This is a genomic window from Pseudomonas sp. NCIMB 10586 (genome assembly GCF_023127895.1).
Classification (GTDB): domain Bacteria; phylum Pseudomonadota; class Gammaproteobacteria; order Pseudomonadales; family Pseudomonadaceae; genus Aquipseudomonas; species Aquipseudomonas synxantha_A.
Genome location: NZ_SPKQ01000042.1, coordinates 701,953 through 723,984, shown reverse-complemented (window position 1 = coordinate 723,984; position 22,032 = coordinate 701,953). Strand labels below are relative to the sequence as shown.

At 60.1% G+C, this 22,032-nt stretch carries 21 protein-coding genes and 2 pseudogenes; 3 read left to right on the top strand and 20 right to left on the bottom strand.

The annotated features are described in order from the left end of the window. Nucleotides 1-34 precede the first annotated feature (34 nt). The 3 genes from E4P01_RS18825 to E4P01_RS18815 form a co-directional block, all read right to left on the bottom strand. Nucleotides 35-1,216, bottom strand: coding sequence for a sugar transporter (locus E4P01_RS18825; protein WP_216091603.1), 1,182 nt, complete (start codon nucleotides 1,214-1,216; stop codon nucleotides 35-37). A gap of 112 nt (nucleotides 1,217-1,328) precedes the next feature. Beyond that, nucleotides 1,329-1,691: a type 1 fimbrial protein gene (locus tag E4P01_RS18820; RefSeq protein WP_216091604.1), complete on the bottom strand. Its 363-nt coding sequence runs from the start codon at nucleotides 1,689-1,691 to the stop codon at nucleotides 1,329-1,331. Nucleotides 1,692-1,777: 86 nt separating this feature from the next. Next, nucleotides 1,778-2,776, bottom strand: coding sequence for a bile acid:sodium symporter family protein (locus E4P01_RS18815; RefSeq protein ID WP_005789002.1), 999 nt, complete (start codon nucleotides 2,774-2,776; stop codon nucleotides 1,778-1,780). Nucleotides 2,777-2,861: 85 nt separating this feature from the next. Between E4P01_RS18815 and E4P01_RS18810 the strand changes: the two genes are divergently transcribed. Both E4P01_RS18810 and E4P01_RS18805 read left to right on the top strand, forming a co-directional pair. Then, nucleotides 2,862-3,650: a helix-turn-helix transcriptional regulator gene (locus E4P01_RS18810; protein WP_216091605.1), complete on the top strand. Its 789-nt coding sequence runs from the start codon at nucleotides 2,862-2,864 to the stop codon at nucleotides 3,648-3,650. Between the two features lie 92 nt (nucleotides 3,651-3,742). Beyond that, a complete protein-coding gene (locus tag E4P01_RS18805) occupies nucleotides 3,743-4,174 on the top strand; it encodes a hypothetical protein (RefSeq protein WP_216091606.1) in 432 nt (143 codons plus the stop codon). Nucleotides 4,175-4,203: 29 nt separating this feature from the next. Here E4P01_RS18805 and E4P01_RS18800 read toward each other — a convergent pair whose 3' ends face one another. The 11 genes and pseudogenes from E4P01_RS18800 to E4P01_RS18750 form a co-directional block, all read right to left on the bottom strand. Next, nucleotides 4,204-5,322, bottom strand: coding sequence for a carboxylate-amine ligase (locus E4P01_RS18800; RefSeq protein ID WP_216091607.1), 1,119 nt, complete (start codon nucleotides 5,320-5,322; stop codon nucleotides 4,204-4,206). Nucleotides 5,323-5,328: 6 nt separating this feature from the next. Beyond that, on the bottom strand, nucleotides 5,329-6,273 hold the full coding sequence (locus E4P01_RS18795) for a class I SAM-dependent methyltransferase (RefSeq protein WP_216091608.1): 945 nt from the start codon (nucleotides 6,271-6,273) through the stop codon (nucleotides 5,329-5,331). Nucleotides 6,274-6,284: 11 nt separating this feature from the next. After that, nucleotides 6,285-7,664 (bottom strand): iron-containing redox enzyme family protein, encoded by a 1,380-nt coding sequence (locus tag E4P01_RS18790; protein ID WP_216091609.1) that lies wholly within the window; start codon nucleotides 7,662-7,664, stop codon nucleotides 6,285-6,287. A gap of 186 nt (nucleotides 7,665-7,850) precedes the next feature. Continuing rightward, nucleotides 7,851-8,126, bottom strand: a pseudogene (locus tag E4P01_RS18785) (type II toxin-antitoxin system RelE/ParE family toxin). Beyond that, nucleotides 8,126-8,320: a stability determinant gene (locus E4P01_RS18780; RefSeq protein ID WP_216091610.1), complete on the bottom strand. Its 195-nt coding sequence runs from the start codon at nucleotides 8,318-8,320 to the stop codon at nucleotides 8,126-8,128. Before E4P01_RS18780 ends, E4P01_RS18785 begins: the two are co-directional and overlap by 1 nt. A gap of 148 nt (nucleotides 8,321-8,468) precedes the next feature. Then, nucleotides 8,469-10,211 carry an ABC transporter substrate-binding protein gene (locus tag E4P01_RS18775; protein WP_216091611.1) on the bottom strand — a complete coding sequence of 581 codons (1,743 nt, stop codon included), beginning with the start codon at nucleotides 10,209-10,211 and terminating at the stop codon, nucleotides 8,469-8,471. Between the two features lie 32 nt (nucleotides 10,212-10,243). After that, nucleotides 10,244-10,516, bottom strand: a complete 273-nt coding sequence (locus tag E4P01_RS18770) for a DUF2160 domain-containing protein (RefSeq protein WP_003192011.1) — start codon at nucleotides 10,514-10,516, stop codon at nucleotides 10,244-10,246. Nucleotides 10,517-10,527: 11 nt separating this feature from the next. Further along, complete coding sequence (locus tag E4P01_RS18765) at nucleotides 10,528-11,328, bottom strand: carbohydrate ABC transporter permease (protein WP_003232361.1); 801 nt, start codon at nucleotides 11,326-11,328, stop codon at nucleotides 10,528-10,530. A 10-nt stretch (nucleotides 11,329-11,338) separates the two neighbouring features. After that, nucleotides 11,339-12,205 (bottom strand): sugar ABC transporter permease, encoded by an 867-nt coding sequence (locus E4P01_RS18760; RefSeq protein ID WP_005789024.1) that lies wholly within the window; start codon nucleotides 12,203-12,205, stop codon nucleotides 11,339-11,341. After that, on the bottom strand, nucleotides 12,202-13,299 hold the full coding sequence (locus E4P01_RS18755; RefSeq protein ID WP_216091612.1) for an ABC transporter ATP-binding protein: 1,098 nt from the start codon (nucleotides 13,297-13,299) through the stop codon (nucleotides 12,202-12,204). The genes E4P01_RS18760 and E4P01_RS18755 overlap by 4 nt, the downstream gene beginning before the upstream one ends. Next, the gene (locus tag E4P01_RS18750; RefSeq protein ID WP_057703149.1) at nucleotides 13,299-14,393 is read right to left on the bottom strand and encodes an ABC transporter ATP-binding protein; all 1,095 of its coding nucleotides are present in this window, start codon (nucleotides 14,391-14,393) and stop codon (nucleotides 13,299-13,301) included. Before E4P01_RS18750 ends, E4P01_RS18755 begins: the two co-directional genes overlap by 1 nt. A 366-nt stretch (nucleotides 14,394-14,759) precedes the next feature. Here E4P01_RS18750 and E4P01_RS18745 point away from each other — a divergent pair, with 366 nt between their 5' ends. Beyond that, nucleotides 14,760-16,574: a sigma-54-dependent Fis family transcriptional regulator gene (locus E4P01_RS18745; RefSeq protein ID WP_216091613.1), complete on the top strand. Its 1,815-nt coding sequence runs from the start codon at nucleotides 14,760-14,762 to the stop codon at nucleotides 16,572-16,574. Between the two features lies 1 nt (nucleotide 16,575). Here E4P01_RS18745 and E4P01_RS18740 read toward each other — a convergent pair whose 3' ends face one another. The 6 genes and pseudogenes from E4P01_RS18740 to E4P01_RS18715 all read right to left on the bottom strand — a co-directional run. Then, nucleotides 16,576-18,687: a TonB-dependent receptor gene (locus tag E4P01_RS18740; RefSeq protein ID WP_216091614.1), complete on the bottom strand. Its 2,112-nt coding sequence runs from the start codon at nucleotides 18,685-18,687 to the stop codon at nucleotides 16,576-16,578. A gap of 135 nt (nucleotides 18,688-18,822) precedes the next feature. Further along, complete coding sequence (locus tag E4P01_RS18735) at nucleotides 18,823-19,092, bottom strand: hypothetical protein (RefSeq protein WP_148853868.1); 270 nt, start codon at nucleotides 19,090-19,092, stop codon at nucleotides 18,823-18,825. Between the two features lie 132 nt (nucleotides 19,093-19,224). Beyond that, nucleotides 19,225-19,965, bottom strand: coding sequence for a hypothetical protein (locus E4P01_RS18730; protein ID WP_005789034.1), 741 nt, complete (start codon nucleotides 19,963-19,965; stop codon nucleotides 19,225-19,227). 152 nt (nucleotides 19,966-20,117) lie between these two features. Then, nucleotides 20,118-20,435 carry a hypothetical protein gene (locus E4P01_RS18725; RefSeq protein ID WP_032880721.1) on the bottom strand — a complete coding sequence of 106 codons (318 nt, stop codon included), beginning with the start codon at nucleotides 20,433-20,435 and terminating at the stop codon, nucleotides 20,118-20,120. A 731-nt stretch (nucleotides 20,436-21,166) separates the two neighbouring features. Continuing rightward, nucleotides 21,167-21,421: a hypothetical protein gene (locus E4P01_RS18720; RefSeq protein WP_248130105.1), complete on the bottom strand. Its 255-nt coding sequence runs from the start codon at nucleotides 21,419-21,421 to the stop codon at nucleotides 21,167-21,169. Between the two features lie 181 nt (nucleotides 21,422-21,602). After that, nucleotides 21,603-21,710, bottom strand: a pseudogene (locus E4P01_RS18715) (VOC family protein); the annotation flags it as partial. Nucleotides 21,711-22,032: the final 322 nt, after the last annotated feature.

Below are 22,032 nucleotides of genomic sequence, written 5' to 3'. Positions count from 1 at the left end.
TTTAGTCTGTGGTCACCCGCTGGATACTGGTCGATCAGCTCGGCACACCCGTCCCAAACCGCCGAATCGCCAGGCAATACCCCACCAACGCCAGCGCCGCCAGCAACCCGCCCGCCGCGCCGATCCAGGCGAAGCCGAAGTGGCTGCCGACCCAACTGCCCATCAACGCGCCACCACCGATGCCAATGTTGTAGATACCGGAGAACATCGCCATGGCCACGTCGGTAGCGTCCGTTGCAAGCACCAGCACTTTGGACTGCATGGCCAGGCCAAAGCCCATGATTGCCATGCCCCAGAAAATGCTCAGCACCACCAGGTAAGACTCGGCGCCGCTCAACGGCAGCATCAGCGCCAGGCACGCAGCGAGGATGAACACTGCGCCGATCACGAACAGGTGCGGGTTGAAGCGGTGCACCAGGCTGAACAACAACGAGCCGATAATGCCGGCCCCCCCGAACACCAAGAGGATCAACGTCACCGCACTGCCACCCAGCCCGGCGACGCCTTCGACGAAGGGTTCGATGTAGCTGTAAGCGGTAAATTGCGCGGTGACGGTCATCGCGGTCAGCACGTAGAGCGCCACCAGTGCAGGGCGCTTGAACAGCAGCGGCAGGCTACGCAGGGAGCCGGAGTTCTGGCTCGGCAACGGCGGCAGGGTGCGCGCCAGCCAGAACACCAGGGCCGCAGCGAACGCGGCGATCACCAGAAACGTGGTACGCCAGCCCATGGCCTCGCCAAGCAGGCGGCCTAAGGGGATGCCCAGCACCATCGCCAGGGAAGTGCCCGTGGCCAACAAACCAAGGGCTTGCACCTGCTTGCCCTCCGGCGCCAGGCGCACGGCCAGCGAGGCAGTGATCGACCAGAACAGGGCATGGGCCAAGGCGATGCCGACGCGACTGACCATCAGCAGGCCGAAGCTGGTGGCGACGCTGGAGAGGATATGGCTGGCGATAAACAGGCCGAACAGTACGATCAGCAGCTTGCGCCGTTCGACGTTGCGGGTCAGCAGCATCACCGGCAGCGAGGTCAGGGACACGATCCACGCATAGATGGTGAGCATCAGACCGACGCTGGCCACGGGCATGTCGAAGCTGGCACCGATGGCGCTGAGCAACCCGACAGGTACGAATTCGGTGGTATTGAACACAAACGCGGCCAGCGCCAGGGCGATGACCGGTTGCCAATTGGCTTGGGGGGTTGCGGCTGAAAGGCTCATTGACGGGCGGGGTACTCTGGCGATGATCAAGCGGCCACCCAGGACAAGCGCCGCCGCCGAGCATTCTATAGGTTTCTCGCGCGGCTGTTGATGCGGATCGTCGCCCGATGGCTTATGGCGACGTCATGGTAATGATGTAGTTGCCGGACTCAATGGGCTTGCCGGCGGCGTCTACCAGCAGATAGCGCTGGTCGTAATAGCGCCCCTCGCCGCTGTCTGCCACCAGCCGCACATGGGCCGCATTGACGCTGGCCACCGGCGCCACATGGCGCACCTCGAAGCGGCTGCCGCGACTGGCCCTGGCACAGCCGCGCAGTTCCATCACCGACCCGCTGCGCGCATTTGTCGCACACCCCGGCTCGACGATGGCGCCAGTGAACCTGATGGTGCCCTGCCCCAGTGTCTGTGCCGCGCCACAGGTGCTTGCCCATAAGCACAAAAGACCTATCACTGCCGAAAAACGATTAACGTTCATACCGACACTCCTTCTTGGGTTAGTAAGAGGTTAGTCGGCGGCGCGGCAGTTCACTTGAATTTATTTGCCTGGGAATTAGAGGTGGATCACGGATCCACCTGCCCCATCAACTCAGGGATGCTTTCCGGTCGCTGGGCATATCGCTGAGCCAGCGCCGCGCACACCATCAGTTGGATCTGGTGAAACAGCATCAACGGTAAAATCAGCACGCCCATGCTCGCCCCGGCGAACAGCACCTGGGCCATAGGGACGCCGGTGGCCAGGCTTTTCTTGGAGCCGCAGAACAGGATGGTGATGCGGTCTTCCTGGCTGAAACCGAATGCCTTACCCAACAACGCGGACGCTACCAGCACCAACGCGAGCAATACGCAGCAGGCAACTACCAGACCGCCCAGTTGCCACAGCGGGATCTGATGCCAGATGCCCTCATTGACCGCTTCGCTGAATGCGCCGTAGACCACCAGCAGGATCGAGCCCTGGTCGACAAATTTCAGCCAGGCTTTATTGCGCCCGACCCAGTCGCCGATCCAGCGGCGGGCGATTTGCCCGGCAATGAATGGCAGCAGCAACTGCACGCTGATCTTCAGGATCGCGTCGACGGTGGAGCCGCCATCGCCGTGTACGTTCAGCAGCAGCGCCACCAGCAGCGGGGTCAGGAAGATACCGAACAGGCTGGAAGCCGCCGCACTGCAAATCGCCGCCGGGATATTGCCGCGGGCCAGGGACGTGAAGGCAATCGCTGATTGCACAGTGGCCGGCAACGCGCACAGATAGAGCATGCCCATGTACAGCTCAGTGCCGATCAGCGGCGACAGCACCGGCTTGAGCGCCAGGCCCAGCAACGGGAACAGCACAAAGGTCAGGCTGAACACCAACAGATGCAGGCGCCAGTGGCCGGCGCCGGCGACGATGGCCTGGCGCGACAGCTTGGCGCCGTGCAGGAAAAACAGCAGCGCGATGGCCAGGTTGGTCACCCAGCCGAAGGCCACGGCGGTCTGGCCGCTGGCCGGCAGCAACGAGGCGAGAATCACCGTGGCGATCAGGGTCAGGGTGAAGTTGTCGGGCAGAAAGCGCGGGCGGGTCATAAGCAAATCTTCCAGGGGTTGCCAAGAGCGTCCCGGCGACTCTAACGTAACGATCCTTTACCGACTAACGCCAATGAGCCAGTAAATGCCGCCAAAAGGACATGAAAAAACCGTGCGGCGCAGTGTGCCCGGGCTTTCCAGCCTGCCACGGCCGGTGTATGGGCGTACCGAGTCCTTGCCCAATCGGGCGCTGACAAGACGGCACAGCCACCCGTGGGTACAGTTGTCCTACGCGATTTCCGGGGTGCTGGAGATCCACACCAGCGTCGGCCGTTTCGTCGCGCCCCCGCAGCGCGCCGTCTGGATTCCGGCAGGCATGCCCCATCGGGTGTTCCGTTCGCCCCATACCGAAATGCGCAGCTTGTACCTCGATTGCAGCGTCACCGCCTGGGCGGCCGAACGGTGTCAGGTGCTGGAAGTGAGCAGTTTGTTGCGCGAGTTGATCCGTAATTTCAGCCAAGTGCCGGTGGAATATGCTGAAGATGGGCCGGATGGGCGCCTGGCCCAGGTGCTGCTCGACCAGCTCGCCGCCGCGCCCCAGGTGGATTTGATGCTGCCGCTGCCTCACGACCCACGGCTGCGGCAGATTTACCGCAGCTTGAACCTGCACCCCGAGCAGCAGACCACCTTGGGCGAGTGGAGCCGCAAACTGGGGGTCAGCGAAAAGACCCTGAGTCGGGTGTTCCTGAGTGACACCGGGCTGACGTTTCGCGCGTGGCGCCAGCGCCTGCGACTGCTAAGCGCCCTGCCCGCCCTGGAACAAGGCGAGCGGGTGACGGATGTGGCATTGGGGTGTGGCTATGAATCGACCTCAGCGTTTATCAATGCATTTCGTCAGCAGTTCGATTCCACCCCCGGTGAGTTCTTCCGCTGACCCTCCCACGACGCAAATAATCCCCAAACCCACGCTCGGCTGGTATTGTGCCGCGCTTTGAAACACAGCAACCGACTGCGAGGAAATGGACGTTGAACACTGACGAAAAAATGACCGGGGACCTGTTCGAGGTCGATAAGCGCCTGTCACTCAAGCCCGTGGTGGACTTCAACGCCTACCTGCGCAGCGCCTTCGGCGATGGCCCTTGCACGTGCGTGCGTTGCGCTGCCAGTGGCGGTGACGAAAGCGGCTATGAGTTCCAGCACGCCTTCACTTTCGACGCCAAGCCAGTGCATCGCCGTTTCGCTTCGACGGCGGGCAGCGATGTGTTGATGGCGTTGAAAAAGGCATGGCTGTCGTACACCAAGGCCGAGTTGCCGCTCAGTGGCGTGCTGGTGCTGGACACGGTCAAGGAGTTTGTCGAGCCGCAGTTGCACAAGCGCCTGGCGCCGTTGTTCGTGGCCAGTGGCTTGGTCAAGGATGTGGACGGCGAGTTGCGTATTCAGCCGCAAGCCATGGCCTGACACATCAAAATGCGCCTGTGCGCAGCCCATCAATGGTCGCCTCGACTCTGGGCGAGCAAATGGTCGACCACACTGCCCAGGCTGCCCACCTCATCGGCACCGTCGGCGCGGGCCTGGGCGTACCAACGCAACTGTTCGGTGGCACTGTTACCGCGCCGCAGCAGCGCTTGCAGCGTATCGAACAGCCGCGGCTCGCCCATGGCCTCTGCGGTGGCACCGAACGTCTGGCGCGCGCAGTGCAACCACTGTTCGGCGCTGCCCATGGCGCCTGTGTCGTCCAACGCAAAGTGACCGCCCGCGCCGTAGCGTTTGGCCTGCCAGCGATTTTCCTTGAGCAGCCAGCGCGTTTGCGCACAGAACCCGGCGCCGGGTCGCTCAAGGCCGCAGGCATGGGTGACCATGACGCGAAACAGCGTGGCCAGGGCCAGGGCATCCGCCAACCGCGGGCAGGCGTCGGTCATGCGCAGTTCGAGGGTTGGGTAACGCGCCGCCGGGCGGATGCCCCACCAGCCATTGCCATCGGCCTTGATTGCACCCATCCGATGCAGCAACGCGAGGTAGCGCAGGTATTCGTTCCAGTCGGCGAAATGTTCCGGCACGCCCATGCGCGGCCATTCATCACAAGCGGCCTGGCGGTAGCTCATAAAGCCGCTGGGCGCGCCATCCCACAATGGCGAGGAGCAACTGAGCAGCAACAGCAGCGGCAGCCACGGTGACACCTGGTTCATCACGGCGATGCGGTCATGGGTGTGCGGCACCTGCACATGCACATGCAGCCCGCACAACACGCTGCGCCGCGCTACATACTGAATATCGTCGAACAACTGCTGGAAATGGGCTTGGTCAGTAGGCCGCTGTTCGCGCCAGTCGGCCAACGGATGGCTGCCGGCACACACCACGCCGAGGCCAAATTCACCCAGGCGCTGCGTCAGATTGCGGCGCACTGTCGCCAGGTAATCCGCGGCTTCAGCGCTGGCACTGAATACCGGTGACGCGACCTCGATCTGGCCCTGGAACATTTCATACGCAAAGCCCGCGCCGATCGCCTCACGACACGCCGCCAGCACCGCTGTCGAAGGCTCGCCGAGCATCCGGCGAGTGTGCAGATCGGTGATGAAGTATTCTTCTTCGATGCCGAAAGTGAGCATCGAGGGTCAACGCATTCGGGTAACGGTGAGCGCAACCACCGCGATGCGCTCCACACGTTCATAGCCAGGTTTTTCCAGCTCCTCGCCAAAGACATCAGGATCCAGTTCGCGGTAGGTCCAGCCGTAGGCATCACTGCCCAGCAACGGCTTGACCGCGTCAAGGAAAGGATCGCCACCCGCCACCATCGCCACTCCGGTATACAGCAACAGGCTGCCGCCCAGAGCCAGGCGTGCGAGGGACTCGCTGACGATGCGCACCGACAACTGCTCCCCCAACGCCCCGCCACCATGGCGATAGGCACGCTGGCGGTCATCATTCATGTACGGCGGGTTGGCGACGATCAGGTCGAACTGCCCTTCGACGCTGGCCAGCACGTCACTGTGGTACACGCTGACATTATTCAACCCGGCCAGCTCGGCATTCACGGCGGTCAGGCGCAGGGCACGCGGGTTGATGTCCACCGCCAGCACCTGGGCGTCATGCCTGGCCCGGGCAACCACCAAGGCACCCACACCGGCGCCACAGCCAATGTCCACCGCACGCTTGAGCGGTTCGAAACGCTGCTGCAAATGCGCTTCGATCACCTGGGCAAAACGGTAGCTGTCGGGGCCGAAGAACACCGCGTCCGCTTGCACCGTGGGATACGGCGAATGGGCGAACAGCAGATCGTCGAGGCTCGACCAACGCACCGTGCTGCGCCATAAGGCATCGTGCTTTTCGATCACATCGGCTTGCTGCAACTCTTCGCGAAATGCCTCCGGCAGCAGGTCGTGGTCGAACGGCATCGACCAGCCGAATACGTCGCGCAGCGTCATCGCCAGCGGCGTCGCCAAACGCCGGTAGACGCGCTCATGGGTCAAGGGCGTCGGCGTAATGAAGCGGTAACCCCTCTCCTTCAACCCCCGGCCCAGGTTCAGCAAGGCGCGATCAGCGAGTTGTTGGGCAGACATAGGCACATTCCTTAGCGCAAACGCGCACGCAGTTGGATAAAGCGGCGGGTGGCGTACAAGCCTGCGGGGCTGCTGTGGCGCCGCGCCGACATCCATGGGATCAGCGCATTGAGCTGTTGCTCGTCGGGCAGGTTCCACAGTGAATCGGCCAGGGCCTGGGTGTCGGGGTCCGCCGGGCAGTGCTGCTCGCGGGCAAGCCGACTGCCGCGCCCCGGCCGTAACGGCGGCACGCGCTGGCCGCTGGCCCAGTCACCGGCGATCCAGTCATGCAGCAGCTGTTTTTCCGCCGCGCTGAATACCCCGAACATCGCCGCGCCGGCCCCCTCGATCAACTGCCAGAAACGGCTGTCGGCAGGGTCCTGGTTGAGCTTGATCCAGCCCTTGTCCTGCAAGGCGGCGAGGAAATCGCCGATCTGCCCCGGCTTGGCCAGCCATTGGTTGACGGTCTGGCCTTCGAAGCGGCAGTAGTCCGAGTGCATGTGCTGGCCGAAGGTGCGCTTGCGCTCAAGCATCGCGACCACTTCGTCGTGCAGGTTGAACTGCTGGATGACAGCCGTGGTACCCGGGCCAAGATCGTTGAGGCGATACCCAGCGGCGACGCGGCGGTAGAACGCGGCCCTGCCCTCGCCCAGCGGCAGCAGGCCCAACACCGATTGCGCGGCCTTGCTGGCGTGGCCGCTGCTGGCGTTATCGATGGTCACGTGGAGGGTGAAGTAATAGGGGTCGATGCCCAGTTCGCTGAGTTCGTAAGCGGTGATCAGCAGGTGCAGCGGCAACTGTTCGTAGCCCAGGTTGTAGCCGATGACTTCCGGCAGGAATTGGTCGGCGCACAGGCCCAGGGCCAGCTGCAGCGCACCTTGCAGGTAGTGCTCGTCCTCAAGGCCAGCTTCGCTGTCGGCATCGTGGTCGCTGAGCAACTTGCGATAGATCACCACGTGGTTCTGCGCGGCTTCACCGTCGCCCAATTCCTCCAGATAGGTAGTGAGCAAGCCGTCGAAGCGCTGGTCTTGCCAATAGTGCAGCAGGCCATAGAGCCAGGCGCCGTCCACCTGTTTGGTCGGCGCCACACGCTGCAGGACATACAACGCGTGGGCTTTGTTGTGAAAATAGCGCCGTGGCCGGCCTTGCTGGCGCTGCTCAAGGTAATCGGCATAGGCCTGGGCCACAACGGCGCAGCGCTGTTCGACCCAGGCCGTCAGGTGTTCGGGCGACTCAGGCAAGTCGCAGTCGGTTTCCTCTACCTGGGCCAATTGATCCTGCAGGTAGTCATGCGCCAGTTCGGCGGCGTCTGGCGTTTCGCCGTACAGCTGTCGATACACCCGTTGATGATGGCCCTGGACCGAGTCGGTGAGAGAGGCCGGCTGGCCCGACAGCGCTGTAAGGAGTGTCATGATGGCAGTTTCCGCAAAGTCCGTTACAACGGGCCTCCCACAAGGTGGCCCCGCAAGAGCGCTCAACTTCACGCGCTTCTAGAATGCAGAGCGTCGGGGCGTGCGGAAAATTCAAATGAGGTTATGAAGGGGGGGATAAGCGGTCGCAGTAAAGGCGCTCGCTGATGAAATACGAAGGCGGGAGGCTCAGGGATATTCTTGCCTGGCGTGCAATACGTTGACTATTTCGATCCGCTCGGCAGTCACTCTATACACCAGCACATAATTGGGATGTACAACCACCTCACGAGTACCTGGCACTGGGCCGCACGGATACAGATAGGGGTGCTCAGCCAGTGGTAGAGGCGCGCCTTCCAGGCGGGTCTTGATGCGTCATGCAGCGCCGGGGCTTTCTGCTGCGATAAAAGTCACGATATCAATCAGGTCGCCGATGGCTTCGTCAAGCCAAACAACGGCCAACATCAAGCTTTGGTCCGCTGCTCAAGCTCTGCTTGCAGAATAATCGCCTCAACTCGTGCCATGACCTCGTCATGAGGTACACCGGGGCCGGGGTTGGCCAAGCTTTTTTCGACTTTTTTACGAAACCAGAGATCATGACTACTCGCCTGCTCTTCGGTTTCAAACTCGGAAACAATTGGGGAAAGTTGAACACCCATCAGATAACCTCCTGTATGAATGCTCAGCAGTTTAGTCGCAACCTGGCGGGCTGTCTCGAACCACCGGATGAAATGCAGGGCGTCGCACTTCAAGCTTCAAACAAAACGGCACGTAAACGTGCCGTTGCGTCGTACTCACTTAGCGCTGTTACTTGCGCGCCGCCTCCCACTGTTTAAGCAGATCGTTGTAGTTCACGGTTTCGCCCTTGGGCTTCTCGTTTGCCAGTTTCGGCTTCGGCGCGCCCGGCTGGTCGAACCAGTATTGCGCGTCACGCTCGGGGTTCATTTTCGGGCCGCACACCGGTTGCACCTTGGAGCGTTCCAGGCGCGTCATGATCGCGTCCTGCTCCTTGGCCAGATTGTCCAGCGCCTGTTGCGGGGTTTTCTCGCCGCTGGCGGCGGCGGCGATGTTGCTCCACCACAGTTGCGCCAGGCGTGGGTAGTCCGGGACGTTGGTGCCGGTAGGCGACCACTCGGTGCGCGCCGGGCTGCGGTAGAACTCCACCAGGCCCCCGAGCTTGGGCGCCATGTCGGTCATGGCCTGGGAGTTGATATCAGACTCCCGAATCGGCGTCAGGCCAACGATGGTCTTCTTCAGCGACACGGTTTTGGAGGTCACGAACTGCGCGTACAGCCAGGCCGCGAGTTTCTGTTTCTCAGGCGTGGACTTGAGGAAGGTCCAGGAGCCTACGTCCTGATAGCCCTTCTTCATGCCCTTTTCCCAGTACGGCCCGACCGGCGACGGCGCCATGCGCCATTTCGGCGTACCGTCGGCATTCACCACCGGCAAGCCCGGCTTGACCATGTCGGCGGTAAACGCGGTGTACCAGAAGATCTGCTGGGCAATGTTGCCCTGGGACGGCACCGGGCCGGATTCGGAGAAGGTCATGCCCGCCGCTTCCGGCGGCGCGTAGGCTTTCATCCAATCCACATATTTTTGTGTGGCGAACACCGCCGCCGGGCCGTTGGTGTCGCCGCCGCGGGTCACGCTGGAGCCCACCGGGTGGCAGTCCTCCACACGAATGCCCCACTCGTCCACCGGCAAGCCGTTGGGCAAGCCCTTGTCACCGCCGCCGGCCATGGAGAACCACGCATCGGTGAAGCGCCAGCCCAGGGACGGGTCTTTCTTGCCGTAGTCCATGTGCCCGTAGACGCGCTTGCCGTCGATTTCCTTGACGTCTTCGCTGAAGAATTTGGCGATGTCTTCATAGGCCGACCAGTTCACCGGGACGCCGAGGTCGTAGCCGTATTTTTCCTTGAACTTGGCTTTCAGCTCCGGGCGTTCGAACCAGTCGGCGCGGAACCAGTAGAGGTTGGCGAACTGCTGGTCGGGCAACTGATAGATCTTGCCGTCCGGCGCGGTGGTGAAGGACAGGCCGATAAAGTCCTTGAGGTCCAGGGTCGGCGAGGTAAAGTCCTTGCCTTCGTTGGCCATCAGGTCGGTGATGGACTCGGTCTTGCCGTAGCGAAAGTGCGTACCGATCAGGTCCGAGTCATTGACCCAGCCGTCATAGATATTCTTGTCGGACTGCATCTGGGTTTGCAGCTTCTCCACCACGTCGCCTTCCTGTAGCAGGTCGTGGGTCAGCTTGATGCCGGTGATTTCACTGAACGCCTTGGCCAGTACCTTGGATTCGTACTCGTGGGTGGTGAGGGTTTCCGACACCACGTTGATCTTCATCCCACGGAAGGGCTCCGACGCCTTGATAAACCACTTCAATTCCTCAAGCTGTTGGGCTTCGGTGAGGGTCGAGGGCTTGAACTCGCTGCCGATCCATTTTTTCGCGGCATCTTCATACGCATCGGCCCAGGCCGAAGCGCTCAAACCGCTGAGGGCCAGTACGGCGGCCAATGAAATGCTATGTCGCAGCTTATTGTTTTTATTCAACATAGAGACCTCCTGGTTGTTTATTCATAAGGGCATTAGCCCCAACGCATCACACTCAACAGCCATAACAGGGAGAGCGCGGACGCCACCCAGATGCTCCAGTCGGTAACGCCGATGACCAGCAAATGCAGGTAGGCGCTGCCGAGAAGACCGATAAACAAGCGATCACCACGGGTGGTGCTGATCGGCAGCAACCCGCGCCGAGGAATGCTCGGCGAACGCAGTTCCCAGGTGGTCATGCCCGCCAGAATCAGGGCGATGCCGCCAAAGAACAGCGCAGTGGGGGTGGTCCAGGCCATCCATTCCATCATCGATTCCTCTAGACCCGGCCCAGGGCAAAGCCCTTGGCCACGTGGTTGCGAACAAACCAGATCACCAACATGCCCGGGAGGATAGTCAATACCCCCGCTGCCGCCAGTACCCCCCAATCAATACCCGACGCAGAGACCGTGCGGGTCATTACCGCCGCGATGGGCTTGGCGTTGACCGAAGTCAGCGTGCGCGCCAACAGCAGTTCGACCCAGGAAAACATAAAGCAGAAAAACGCAGTCACCCCAATGCCGGAGCCGATCAGCGGGATAAAAATCTTCACGAAGAACTTGGGAAAACTATAGCCATCGATGTAGGCGGTTTCGTCGATTTCCTTGGGCACGCCGGACATGAAGCCTTCAAGGATCCACACCGCCAACGGCACGTTGAACAGGCAGTGAGCCAGGGCCACGGCGATGTGCGTATCGAACAGGCCGATGGAGGAATACAGCTGGAAAAACGGCAGCAGAAACACCGCCGGCGGCGCCATGCGGTTGGTCAGCAGCCAGAAGAACAGGTGCTTGTCACCCAGGAAGCGGTAGCGCGAGAACGCATAGGCTGCCGGCAGCGCCACGCTCAGAGAGATCACCGTGTTCAGGCTTACGTAGTACAGCGAGTTGAGGTAGCCGGTGTACCAGCTCGGGTCGGTGAAGATCACTTTGTAGTTGGCCAGGGTGAAATCCTGGGGAAACAGGGTCAGGCCGCCGAGGATTTCGGTGTTGCTCTTGAACGACATGTTCAACAGCCAGTAGATCGGCACCAGCAGGAACAGGATATAAATCAGTAACGGAATAAGCTTGCGCTTGCTCATGTTGGCGGCCTCAGCGGTTGGCGTCGGAATGGGTCATGGCGGTGTAGAACAACCAGGACACCAACAGGATGATCAGGAAATACACCAGCGAAAACGCCGCTGCCGGGCCCAGGTCGAATTGGCCTACGGCCATCTGGGTGAGCGTCTGACTCAAGAAGGTGGTGGCGTTCCCCGGGCCGCCCCCCGTGAGTACGAAAGGCTCGGTGTAGATCATGAAACTGTCCATGAAGCGCAGCATCACCGCGATCAACAGCACGCTTTTCATCTTCGGCAACTGTATATGTCGGAACACTGCCCAGGCCGATGCACGATCAATCCGCGCGGCCTGGTAGTAGACATCCGGAATGGCCCTTAAACCCGAGTAGCACAGCAGCGCCACCAACGAGGTCCAGTGCCACACATCCATCACCAACACGGTGACCCAGGCGTCCATGGTGTTGGCCGCATAGTTGTAGCTGATGCCCATGGCGTTGAGGGTCGAACCCAGCAGGCCGATGTCGGCACGGCCAAAGATCTGCCAGATGGTGCCGACCACGTTCCATGGAATCAGCAGCGGAATGGCGAGGATAATCAGCACCAGCGATGACCAGCGCCCCTTGGTCGGCATGGTCAAGGCGATGGCGATGCCCAGCGGGATTTCAATCAGCAGCACACAGGCCGAGTAGATGAACTGGCGCAGCAACGAGTCATGCAAACGTGGATCGAGCAGCACCTGCTTGTACCAGTCGGCCCCGACGAAGTAGCGGCTGGACTGGTCGAAAATATCCTGCACCGAGTAATTGACCACGGTCATCATCGGGATCACCGCACTGAACGCCACCAGCAGGAACACCGGCAACACCAGCCACCAGGCCTTGTTGTTCTGCACCTTGTTCATGGCGCCACCTCCAGCAGGTAATCGTCGGCATAAAGCATCAGCCATTGCGCGGGGAAGCTGATGGACGCCCTGCCCTCCGGCACCGGTTTGTCTTCGGCCAGGCGCACTTTGAGCGTGGCGCCGTCGAGGTTGAGGGTCATGATCTTGTAGGTGCCCAAGTCCTCCACATGCGTGACGTCGGCTTGCAGGGCGTCAGGGTTGTGGTCATCCCATACATGGATAAATTCCGGGCGGATGCCAACCTGGAGTTTTTGGTAGTCGGTGCTGCTGATACGTTGCTGCAACGCCTCCGACAGCGGCAGAAAGGTATTGGCAAACCCCACACCACCACCCCTGGCCTGCACCTCAATCAGATTCATCCCTGGGCTGCCGATGAAATAGCCGACAAAGGTATGACTCGGCCGCTCGAACAATTCACGCGGGGTGCCGAACTGCACGATCTGCCCGCCGTACATCACCGCGATCTTGTCGGCGAAGGTGGAGGCTTCCAGTTGGTCGTGGGTGACGTAGACCATGGTGATATTGAACTGCTCATGGATCTGCTTGAGCTTGCGCCGCAGTTTCCATTTCAGGTGCGGGTCGATCACCGTCAGCGGCTCGTCGAACAGGATCGCCGATACGTCATCGCGCACCAGGCCACGGCCCATGGAGACTTTCTGTTTTTCGTCGGCGGTGAGGTTGCGGGCTTTTTTGCTCAGCAGGGTTTGCAGGTCGAGGACTTCGGCGATTTCCTGCACCTTGCTGTGGATTTTCGCTTCGGCCATGCCCTGGTTTCGCAGCGGGAAGGCCAGGTTGTCGAACACCGTCATGGTGTCGTACACCACCGGAAACTGGAACACCTGGGCGATATTGCGTTTCTCCGGCGTGAGGTCGTTGACCACCTGGGTATCGAACAGCACCTGGCCCTCAGAGGGGCTGAGCAGGCCGGAGATGATATTGAGCAGCGTGGATTTGCCGCAGCCCGACGGCCCGAGCAACGCGTAGGCACCGCCCTGCTCCCACACATGGTTCATTTCCCGAATGGCGTAGTCCTCAGGCCCTTTTGGCGCGGGGCTATAGCTATGGGCAAGGTTACGCAAATGGATCTCGGCCATCAGGCAACCCTCGCGACACGGCGCCCGGGGGCCTGGACCAAACGGCCCTGTCCATCGAACACAAACAGTTTATGGGTGGGGATATACACGCGGATCGGCGCGTCCACATCGTACTCATGCACCCCCGGCAGGTGCAGCACCAGCAGGAAGTGCTCGCTGCGCACATGCAGGAAGGTTTCCGAGCCGCTGATCTCGGCGACTTCCACGGTCACCGCCAGCTCCAGGTCATCGTCATTGCTCGGTACCAGGCTGATATGGCTGGGACGCACGCCGAAACGGAACTCGCCCTCGCCGATGGGGCGCAGGTCGACGTTGAGTGGGAAATGCACGAAATTGGCGAAGCTCACTTCGTTGCCGCTGATGCGCCCTGGCATCAGATTGATCGGCGGTTCGGAGAACAGCTCAGCGGCCAGAACGGTTTGCGGCTGGTGATAGACCTCGGCGGCCTTGCCGCTCTGGATCACCCGGCCTTCGTGAAGAATGGTGGTGGTGCCACCCAGGGCCAGGGCCTCGTTGGGTTCGGTGGTAGCGTAAATGGCGATGGTGTGGCGCGCTTTGAACAGTTCGCGCATTTCCTGACGCAGCTCTTCGCGCAGTTTGTAGTCCAGGTTCACCAGGGGCTCATCGAACAGAATCAGTTCGGCGTCTTTGACCAGGGCGCGGGCCATGGCGGTGCGCTGCTGCTGGCCACCGGACAGTTCCAGCGGGTGGCGTTGCAGGAACTTCTCGATGCGCAGCATCCTGGCGGTTTCCAGCACCTTGCTCTGGATCAGCTCGTTGGACACACCGGCCTGGCGCAACGGCGAGGCGATGTTCTCGAATACGGTCATGGTGGGATAGTTGATGAACTGCTGGTAGACCATCGACACATTGCGCAGGCGTACCGGCTTTTGCGTAACGTCTACACCGTTCATCAGGATGCGGCCGCTGTCGGGCTTGTCCAGACCAGCCATCAGGCGCATCAGACTGGTTTTGCCCGACAGGGTGCGACCGAGCAAGACGTTGAAAGAGCCGGCTTCAAAACGCAGGTTGGCGTCGTCGATCCAGGTTTGGCCGTCGACAACGCGGGAGACATGTTCCAGGGTCAATGACATGACACGACCTTTTTATTATTGGAATGAATCTGGCCAGGTGTCAGAGCGAGTTTCGTGCCAAAACTGCAAGCGCTTGATGCGTAAGGGAATGGGTTAATGGTGATGTTCAGGAGTGAACAAAGTGGCTGAACAACTGAACACTTTCGGAGTTGACAATGAACAGTTCTGAACAACACTCTCATGACCAACACAAGATAAAAATGTGGGAGGGGGCTTGCTCCCGATAGCGGTGTATCAGTCAGCATCTTTTCACTGACATACCGCTATCGGGAGCAAGTCGAATCGTCGCACCGCCCCTCCCACACTTGAACCCATTTCAATGGTTGAATGTGCACATCCAATAACAATAAAAATGAAGGTCGCACCATGGCCGAACCACTGGCACACGACACCCTTATCCAGGAATCCTGGCGACGTTGCCGCGCCTTCGGCCTGGACCACCAGAGCACGCCAAGCTTTGATCAACTGCCCGCCGAAGGCATCAGTCAACTCCTGGAAAGCCAGCATTCACTGGTGCAGACCACGCACCAGGAAGTACTGCCCTACTATGAAAACATCCTCAGCAACTCCAACTGCCTGATCATGCTGGCTGACAATCAGGGCCAGGTCCTGACGTCGTGGGGCACCCAGCGGTTTATCGAACCCAAGCTGGCCCGTGGCTTCAGCCCCGGCGCCAGCTGGGTGGAACGTGCCAGCGGCACCAATGCCATCGGCACCGCGCTGGCCTGTGCCCAGGCCGTGCATATCGAGCACGATGAACACTTCCTCAAGGCCAACCGTTTCATGACCGGTTCGGCGGCGCCTATCTTCGACGCCCAGCGCGAAATCATCGCGGTGCTGGATGTGTCCAGCGACAGCTACCTGCCGCCCTCCCATACCCTGGGCATGGTCAAGATGATGAGTCAGACCGTGGAAAACCGGCTGATCCTCAACCTGTTCCGTGGCGAACATTTCCAACTGACCTTCAACACCGGCTTGAGCAACCTCGACAGCCAGTGGGCCGGCCTGCTGATCTTTGATGAAAGCGGCCAGGTACTATCAGCCAATCGGCGTGCGGATAACCTGCTGGGCATCAGCCTGTCGCGGGTGATGATCGACAGTCTGTTCAAGGTGTCGCTGCTGGAGTTGCTCAACCAGCCCGAAGGGTTGCCCTTTGCGTTGCAGGCGGCTGGGCGCAACCGCTTCCAGTGCCTGTTGAAGCGACCCAGGCAGATGCCAGTGCAGGCCCGGGTGTTCAGCCAACCGCCGCCAGCGCTGCCCTCGATCAACCTCAAGACCCTGCACTTTGGCGATGTGCGCATGGAGAAAGCGGTGCGCCAGGCCGAACGCCTGCTGGAAAAGGACATTCCATTGCTGATTCACGGCGAGACTGGGGTGGGCAAAGAGGTGTTCGTCAAAGCCCTGCATCAGGCCAGCTCGCGCAGCCGACAGGCATTGATCGCTGTGAACTGTGCGGCGATTCCGGCTGAGCTGGTGGAATCGGAACTGTTCGGCTACGAAAAAGGCGCCTTCACCGGCGCCAATCAGAAAGGCAGCATTGGCCTGATTCGCAAGGCGGACAAGGGCACGCTGTTTCTCGACGAGATCGGTGATATGCCCTTGCCGACCCAGGCCCGCCTGTTGCGGGTGTTGCAGGAGCGCTGTGTGCAACCGGTGGGCAGCAGTGAGGTGTTCCCGGTGGATTTGCGCATCATCTCGGCGACCAACCGCGCACTGCGCGAGCTGGTGCAGGCCGGGCGCTTTCGCGAGGATTTGTACTACCGCATCGGTGGCCTGACCCTGGAGTTGCCGCCATTGCGCGAGCGCACCGACAAGCAAGCGTTATTCCAGCAACTGTGGCAGCAACATCGCGAGCCGAACCAGTGGGCCGGGCTGAGTGCCGAGGTGCTGGGGTTATTCGAGCAACATCCGTGGCCGGGCAATTTGCGTCAGGTGAGCAGCGTGTTGCAGGTGGCGCTGGCGATGGCCGAGGAGCAGCCGATCCGCGCAGAACATCTGCCCGATGATTTTTTCACCGATTTGAAGCAAGCGGCGCCGCTGCCCACCTGCGAGCGCCTGGATGAAAACCTTGACCTCAACCAACGCCTGCAAGCCGTGGGCGGCAATATTTCCCACCTTGCGCGGGAGTTGGGAGTGAGCCGCAACACCCTGTACAAGCGCCTGCGCCAACACGAAGGTTGATTTAACGCCAGCTCCACGACACGCCGGTGTAGATACCACGCCCATCGGCAGGGGTAGAACGTGCTGCGTCCACGCCTTTGTCGTTGTACCCCGGCGTAACGGTATTGGCATAGCGACGGTTGGTCAGGTTGCGCAGATCGACCCAGGCTTGCCAGTCTTGCTTGGGCGCGTCATAGCCGAACGTGGCGCCGAGGGTGGTGTAGGCCGCGGCGTAGTAGGAGTTGGCGTAGTCCACCGCTACCCGCGAGGCATGTTCGGTGTTGAGGCTGGTGTAGAAACCCGTCGGGTGGCTGTAGCGCACCTGCGCCTGATAGTAATGCTTGGGGATGCCGGGCAAGGTGTTGTCGCCGAAACGGTCATCGTCACGGTAGTGGAAGTCGCTGAAGGTATAGGCCTGGCGCAGGTCGAGCTTGCCGTTGCGGCCGCCGTCCCATAGCGGGCTGAGCAGGCTCAGTTCCACGCCCTGGTGCATGGTGGGGCTGGCGTTGGATTCGGCGATGATCGCGCTGCTGTTGGCAGTCTGGGCCTGGGTTTCCACGGAAAGCAGTTCGTGGCGTACTTCAGAGCGGTAGAGGGCCAGGTCCCACTGGCCGAGCCACGCTTCGCCGCGCCCGCCGATTTCCAGGGTGGTGGCGGTCTGGTTCTTCAGGCTGACGCCTTCGCGTGCCAACCCATTCGCAGGGCCAGCGTTGAAGTATTTGTTGGAACCCCAGATCATCGACCAGGCGTGCGGCGGCTCTACCGAGCGGCTCAGGTTGGCGTATACCTGCAATTGCGGGGTGAAGTCATAACGCAGGCCGATACGCGGTGCGTAGTCCCAGTCATGTTGACTGAGCGGCGCCTGGCCATCGGGGTAAGTCACCTGGGTTTCGCGGCGGGTGTAGATCGCGGCGAGGCCGGTGGTGAGCCACAGATCCTCCACCAGTTCCAGCTCGTTGCCGACATGCAGCACGGTGTCGGAGCCCAGGTAGCTGTAATCGCGGGTTTTGGTGCCGGGCGCGTAGATTGCGGTGTTGCCTGCGGGGATGCGTACATATTCCGACGCGCCGTTATTGGGCATCGCCTGGGTGGTACGCAGGCCGACGGTGGTTTTGCTGGCGTGGCCGAACAGGCTGTCCTGACGGATGTAGTTCAGGGTGCCGCTGATATCGGTATAGGCGACCTTGAGGCGGTTGGTGCCCTCGCGCAGATCCATCGGGTAGTCGTGATAGGCCAGCCCGACTTCCACTCGGGCGTTGTCGTCCAGTTGCAAGGTGGTTTTGTTGGCGATCCAGGTAGAGCCCGGTTGCAGGCGTTTTGAATCGCGGGCGGCGTTGAGGCTGTTGGCGGCACGTGGGTCGTGGCTGATCTGGTAGCGCGTGAGCTTGCCGGGGGAATCGTTGGTGGTTTCGCGGTAGCGCAGGTAGAAGCGCGTTTCCAGGTCCGGGTTGAAGCGGTAGCCAAAGTTGGCGGCGATGCCCTTGCCGGTTCCGGCGCTCTGGTGCTGGTAGCCGTCGGACTCGGAATCAGTGAGGCTGATGTAGTAATCGGCATCCCCCAGCACCTGGCCGGAACTGACCTCCCGCTGGGCATAGCCGCGGCTACCGACTTCATAGCGCACCTTCAGTTTGGGCGCGTCGTAGCCGGTGTGGGTTACGTAATTGACCGAACCACCCAGGGCCAACGCGCCCTGATCGAAGCCATTGGCGCCCCGCAGCACTTCCACGCGGCTTTGCCACAACGGGTCCTTGAGTTCATAAGGTGTACCGCCCGGGCCCGTGAGCGGCAGACCGTCGAACATTTCATACAGGCCGGAGGCATGGGCGCCCGGGCTGCGATTCAGGCCAGAACCGCGAATGGACAGCTTCACGCCTTCGTTATTCGCCGCCTTGGCGTACACCCCGGCCTGGTACTTGAACACATCCTCGTTACTGCTCACCCGCCCCTGTTGCACGCTACTCATATCGATGTAATTGCTGCCGCCGGGCACGCGCTGTAGCTGTGCCTGGGCAATTTCGCCGGCACTGGCTTCAGTGGTGGTGACTTCGACTGGCGCCAATTGCAGGCCTTCGGCCTGTACCAGCGAGCTGAGAGTCAGGGCGGCAAAAAGAAAGGGCGGTTGGCGCAGCAGCATTGGGGCGGGTCCTTGGAATTACGGAACGCGGCAGGCCAGGCCCACCACGCGAACAGTGATGGGAAGGCAGGCACGCCCGTCAGGTCACGCCTTATTGACGAACCATGGCGCTGGCAAAACAGTACCGGGCAGGTTTCAGCCCTCCGGCTCCGCCAATTCCCGCATCAGATCATCCGCATCGGAACCCGGCGCAAAGCGGAAACCGTACATTTCATCGGTAGCCAGAATCTCGTCCAGGGCATCAAGCAGCTGGGCTTGCGAGGGTGAGTTGCGCAGCAGCGTGTGCGCCGGCAACAGCAACTCGGCAGAGACGCCCTGAGCAGTCGCGGCGTCGATGACCGCGAACAGGATAAACCGCAAACGTATTTCGCGATCCGTGGGCCAAACCGTTTTTCGTTTACCCAAGGGAGGGCCTCGTGTTTAAGAAAAATCCGAGGCTATTGCTCGCAGGCAAGCGTTTCAAGCAGCGAGAGGCAAGATAGGCACCTTCCTACAGCAGAAAGGGAAACACCCCACTGATTGTTCGATGGATGCGCCTCACTGCACCGGCAGGAAGTTCATCAGCAATAAACTTTGCGCGTAATTGAGGCCAATGCGTCGGTAACGCTCATCGAGGATTTGGGTAAGTAAGTCCAGGCGCGCAACGATCTTGCCAAACTCAACGGCAAAACTGAGGTTACTGCCCTCCTCCGATATTTCATTGGAGAACAACAGCAATACACCGTTGGCATCCTGGCGCTGGCTGAGCAGCCAAGTGGCCTTTTCGATATTGCGCGCCGCATTGCTGACAAACTGCGGGTTAATCGAGTCAGTCACATAAAACTGCGTACGCCCGCCGTGGGCGGTCACGAGCATACTGCCAATCGCGTAGATAAACGCGCCGACACGGTCACCACGAAAGTCGGGACTCAGGGAGTAACTCAGGGCGGCCAGATCACGCCGGTCTCCCAGTGCGGGCAAGGGTTGACGGTTTTCGATGGCCTGGCGAATGACCCGGGCGGCGCTCACCGCATCCGGATAGCCCGACTGACGCCACTGGCTGGGATTGCGCAGGTAAAGCTTGCTCATCAGCAGGTAGAGGCTTTGCAGGTTGTCGCGCATCCCCAGGGTGGCCATGCGATCGACACTGGTCTGGAAGAACTCATCGGGCTTGCCATCGCTGAATTGCCTGGCGATATCGCGGCCTTGTTGCTGGCTGCAACCCACTGCGCAGAGCGCAAGCAGCGCAGCCAGCAACAGCGGCCATAGAGAGGTAAAAACTGTTGACGTTCGATCCATCGGCACCGGGTCTGATTCTGTGGGCCACGTGCGGGAGTCGAGTGGCCGGGACAGGGGTAGATCAGCAAAATGGAAAAAAGTGCAGCGGTGCGGGTCAGATAAGCATGGGACTACAGGCGCTGATCTGACCCGGCACTTGATGGCCGGATGCGCTAAAGCACTATCGTGGCAAGCATCCCCAAGGCGCCCAGGCAAAACCCGACCAACGCGCCGCGCCCAGGCGCTTCATGAAACAGCGACCAAACCACCACAGGCTCAAGCAGCAACAAGGACGTGACCGAGACCACGGTGACAATCCAGATATCACCCACCGCCTTGTACCCCAGCCAATAAGCGCCCAGCAGGCAAAGCCCGGCAAAACACATCACCACGACGGGCAGCACAAACGTCGCCCAGGAGCCGCTGCCGGTGTGGGCCAGCCTGGCGGTTACCACCTCGCTGTAGATTGCACAAAACTCCCCGATCACCATCAACCCTAGAGCAAAAACTCCGAGTAGTTCTTTGGACATATCAAAAACTCCTTCGTATTCAGCGCAGTGTTTTTCAGCTCCCAGCCAGCGACGCTGACATCTAGGGAGGCGTTGGCTTGATACGAAATGCTTTTGAAAAGACCTGAATTATCGAAGTACTTGTCCACGCTCATATCCTTCAAAGGGGGTCGAGGCTCAGCGCCTCTTTGGTGAGTGCGAGCTGATCATAGAGGGACCGTGCCGCCATTCACAATGATCGAATGCCGATATTGAACGGTAAAAGCAGAGCCCCTCCCGGTTAGTGAGAGAAAAATTAAATAAGGATTTTCGCTGGAAAAATAAGAAAGGTCTTACATCTTTAGCGCTGATTTCATGCAATTAATCCCATATATTCAAGGAGCTAACCAGAAAGGATACCCATTGCTAGTTGTCACCAGAACACCCAATAAACGCCTATACATCGGCGACGAAATCCAAATCAAAGTGATCAAGGCTGAAGGCGACACTGTGTCCCTAGGAATCACTGCACCGAAACACATCTTGATTATTCGATCAGAGCAAGACGAAAGAGCCTTGGATGACGCGCCTATAGGTTCCGATGCACTGGAATAGGTAAGGTGCCCATGAGCATAATCGTAGTCATGGGCTGGTAATTGATGGCGAGTACTGCCATGAGATTTTCTCTGGAAAAAAAGCCCGCCGAAACGAGCCTTGAGTAAATGGCGGATCGTTTAAAGACAGCTTTGCAGTGCCGCCAGTCTTTTGTTGGCGATCCAGTTGCCAACCACCACATAATATTTGGCCTCCGAGCCGGCCCCTTGAGGCTGAATATCGACGAAATATTGGGAGCCTTCTGTAAAGACCGTATATCCATTATCGCGTCCAGGCTGAAGCGTTGCGCCAGGAGTACCCCCGAAGATAGGCTGGTTTTGCCATTCGTAATGAACACATTTAGCCAGCGCTGCGTCGGACTTCTTCGAGGTCAAGACTTTGTATGGTCCCTATTGGCGAGCCTCGTTCATCGTTGGCGCCATACACCCCGCTAGCATCGCCACCGCGGCGGCCACTATCAAAATCCGCATGTCATTCCCTTTTTAGTCTGGCGGGACTGTAGCACTGAGAGGGCTGGATGCAAAAAACCCAGCTCGGGACTGGACTGGCAAAGGTTTATGCCTGCGCACTCCAGACCGCCAACTCATAACCATCCGGGTCAATGAAGTGAAACCTTTTGCCTCCAGGAAAAGAGAGAATCTCCCGGCTTAATAGGCATCCAGCATGGATGGAGTACCAGTAAAGTGGGAGCGGCTCGGCGTGATCTGTGCGCCCTGGCTGCAAGACTGATTGAGCAATTGCGTTGTCGAACTGTTTGAAGCAGCGACGATCTACCGACGTAGCGGTTTACCGTCGTTCCGAGGAGAGTATGAAGCCTACGCGCTGACCGCGGTAAGCAATAGGTTGCGGAAACCGCCAGAAATGATGCGGAAACGATCAGGCTTTAGAGCTTCTGCCTATCCAAAACCCGAAAACGCAAAAGCCCCGCAATCGCGAGGCTTTTGTGTAAATCTTGGCGGGAAACCAGGGATTCGAACCCTGGGAA

Excerpts from the sequence above, each read along its gene's own strand:
- E4P01_RS18825 (WP_216091603.1), bottom strand. The coding sequence starts at position 1,216 with ATGAGCCTTTCAGCCGCAACCCCCCAAGCCAATTGGCAACCGGTCATC.
- E4P01_RS18820 (WP_216091604.1), bottom strand. The coding sequence starts at position 1,691 with ATGAACGTTAATCGTTTTTCGGCAGTGATAGGTCTTTTGTGCTTATGG.
- E4P01_RS18815 (WP_005789002.1), bottom strand. The coding sequence starts at position 2,776 with ATGACCCGCCCGCGCTTTCTGCCCGACAACTTCACCCTGACCCTGATC.
- E4P01_RS18810 (WP_216091605.1), top strand. The coding sequence starts at position 2,862 with ATGCCGCCAAAAGGACATGAAAAAACCGTGCGGCGCAGTGTGCCCGGG.
- E4P01_RS18800 (WP_216091607.1), bottom strand. The coding sequence starts at position 5,322 with ATGCTCACTTTCGGCATCGAAGAAGAATACTTCATCACCGATCTGCAC.
- E4P01_RS18795 (WP_216091608.1), bottom strand. The coding sequence starts at position 6,273 with ATGTCTGCCCAACAACTCGCTGATCGCGCCTTGCTGAACCTGGGCCGG.
- E4P01_RS18790 (WP_216091609.1), bottom strand. The coding sequence starts at position 7,664 with ATGACACTCCTTACAGCGCTGTCGGGCCAGCCGGCCTCTCTCACCGAC.
- E4P01_RS18780 (WP_216091610.1), bottom strand. The coding sequence starts at position 8,320 with ATGGGTGTTCAACTTTCCCCAATTGTTTCCGAGTTTGAAACCGAAGAG.
- E4P01_RS18775 (WP_216091611.1), bottom strand. The coding sequence starts at position 10,211 with ATGTTGAATAAAAACAATAAGCTGCGACATAGCATTTCATTGGCCGCC.
- E4P01_RS18770 (WP_003192011.1), bottom strand. The coding sequence starts at position 10,516 with ATGGAATGGATGGCCTGGACCACCCCCACTGCGCTGTTCTTTGGCGGC.
- E4P01_RS18765 (WP_003232361.1), bottom strand. The coding sequence starts at position 11,328 with ATGAGCAAGCGCAAGCTTATTCCGTTACTGATTTATATCCTGTTCCTG.
- E4P01_RS18760 (WP_005789024.1), bottom strand. The coding sequence starts at position 12,205 with ATGAACAAGGTGCAGAACAACAAGGCCTGGTGGCTGGTGTTGCCGGTG.
- E4P01_RS18755 (WP_216091612.1), bottom strand. The coding sequence starts at position 13,299 with ATGGCCGAGATCCATTTGCGTAACCTTGCCCATAGCTATAGCCCCGCG.
- E4P01_RS18750 (WP_057703149.1), bottom strand. The coding sequence starts at position 14,393 with ATGTCATTGACCCTGGAACATGTCTCCCGCGTTGTCGACGGCCAAACC.
- E4P01_RS18745 (WP_216091613.1), top strand. The coding sequence starts at position 14,760 with ATGGCCGAACCACTGGCACACGACACCCTTATCCAGGAATCCTGGCGA.
- E4P01_RS18740 (WP_216091614.1), bottom strand. The coding sequence starts at position 18,687 with ATGCTGCTGCGCCAACCGCCCTTTCTTTTTGCCGCCCTGACTCTCAGC.
- E4P01_RS18730 (WP_005789034.1), bottom strand. The coding sequence starts at position 19,965 with ATGGATCGAACGTCAACAGTTTTTACCTCTCTATGGCCGCTGTTGCTG.
- E4P01_RS18725 (WP_032880721.1), bottom strand. The coding sequence starts at position 20,435 with ATGGTGATCGGGGAGTTTTGTGCAATCTACAGCGAGGTGGTAACCGCC.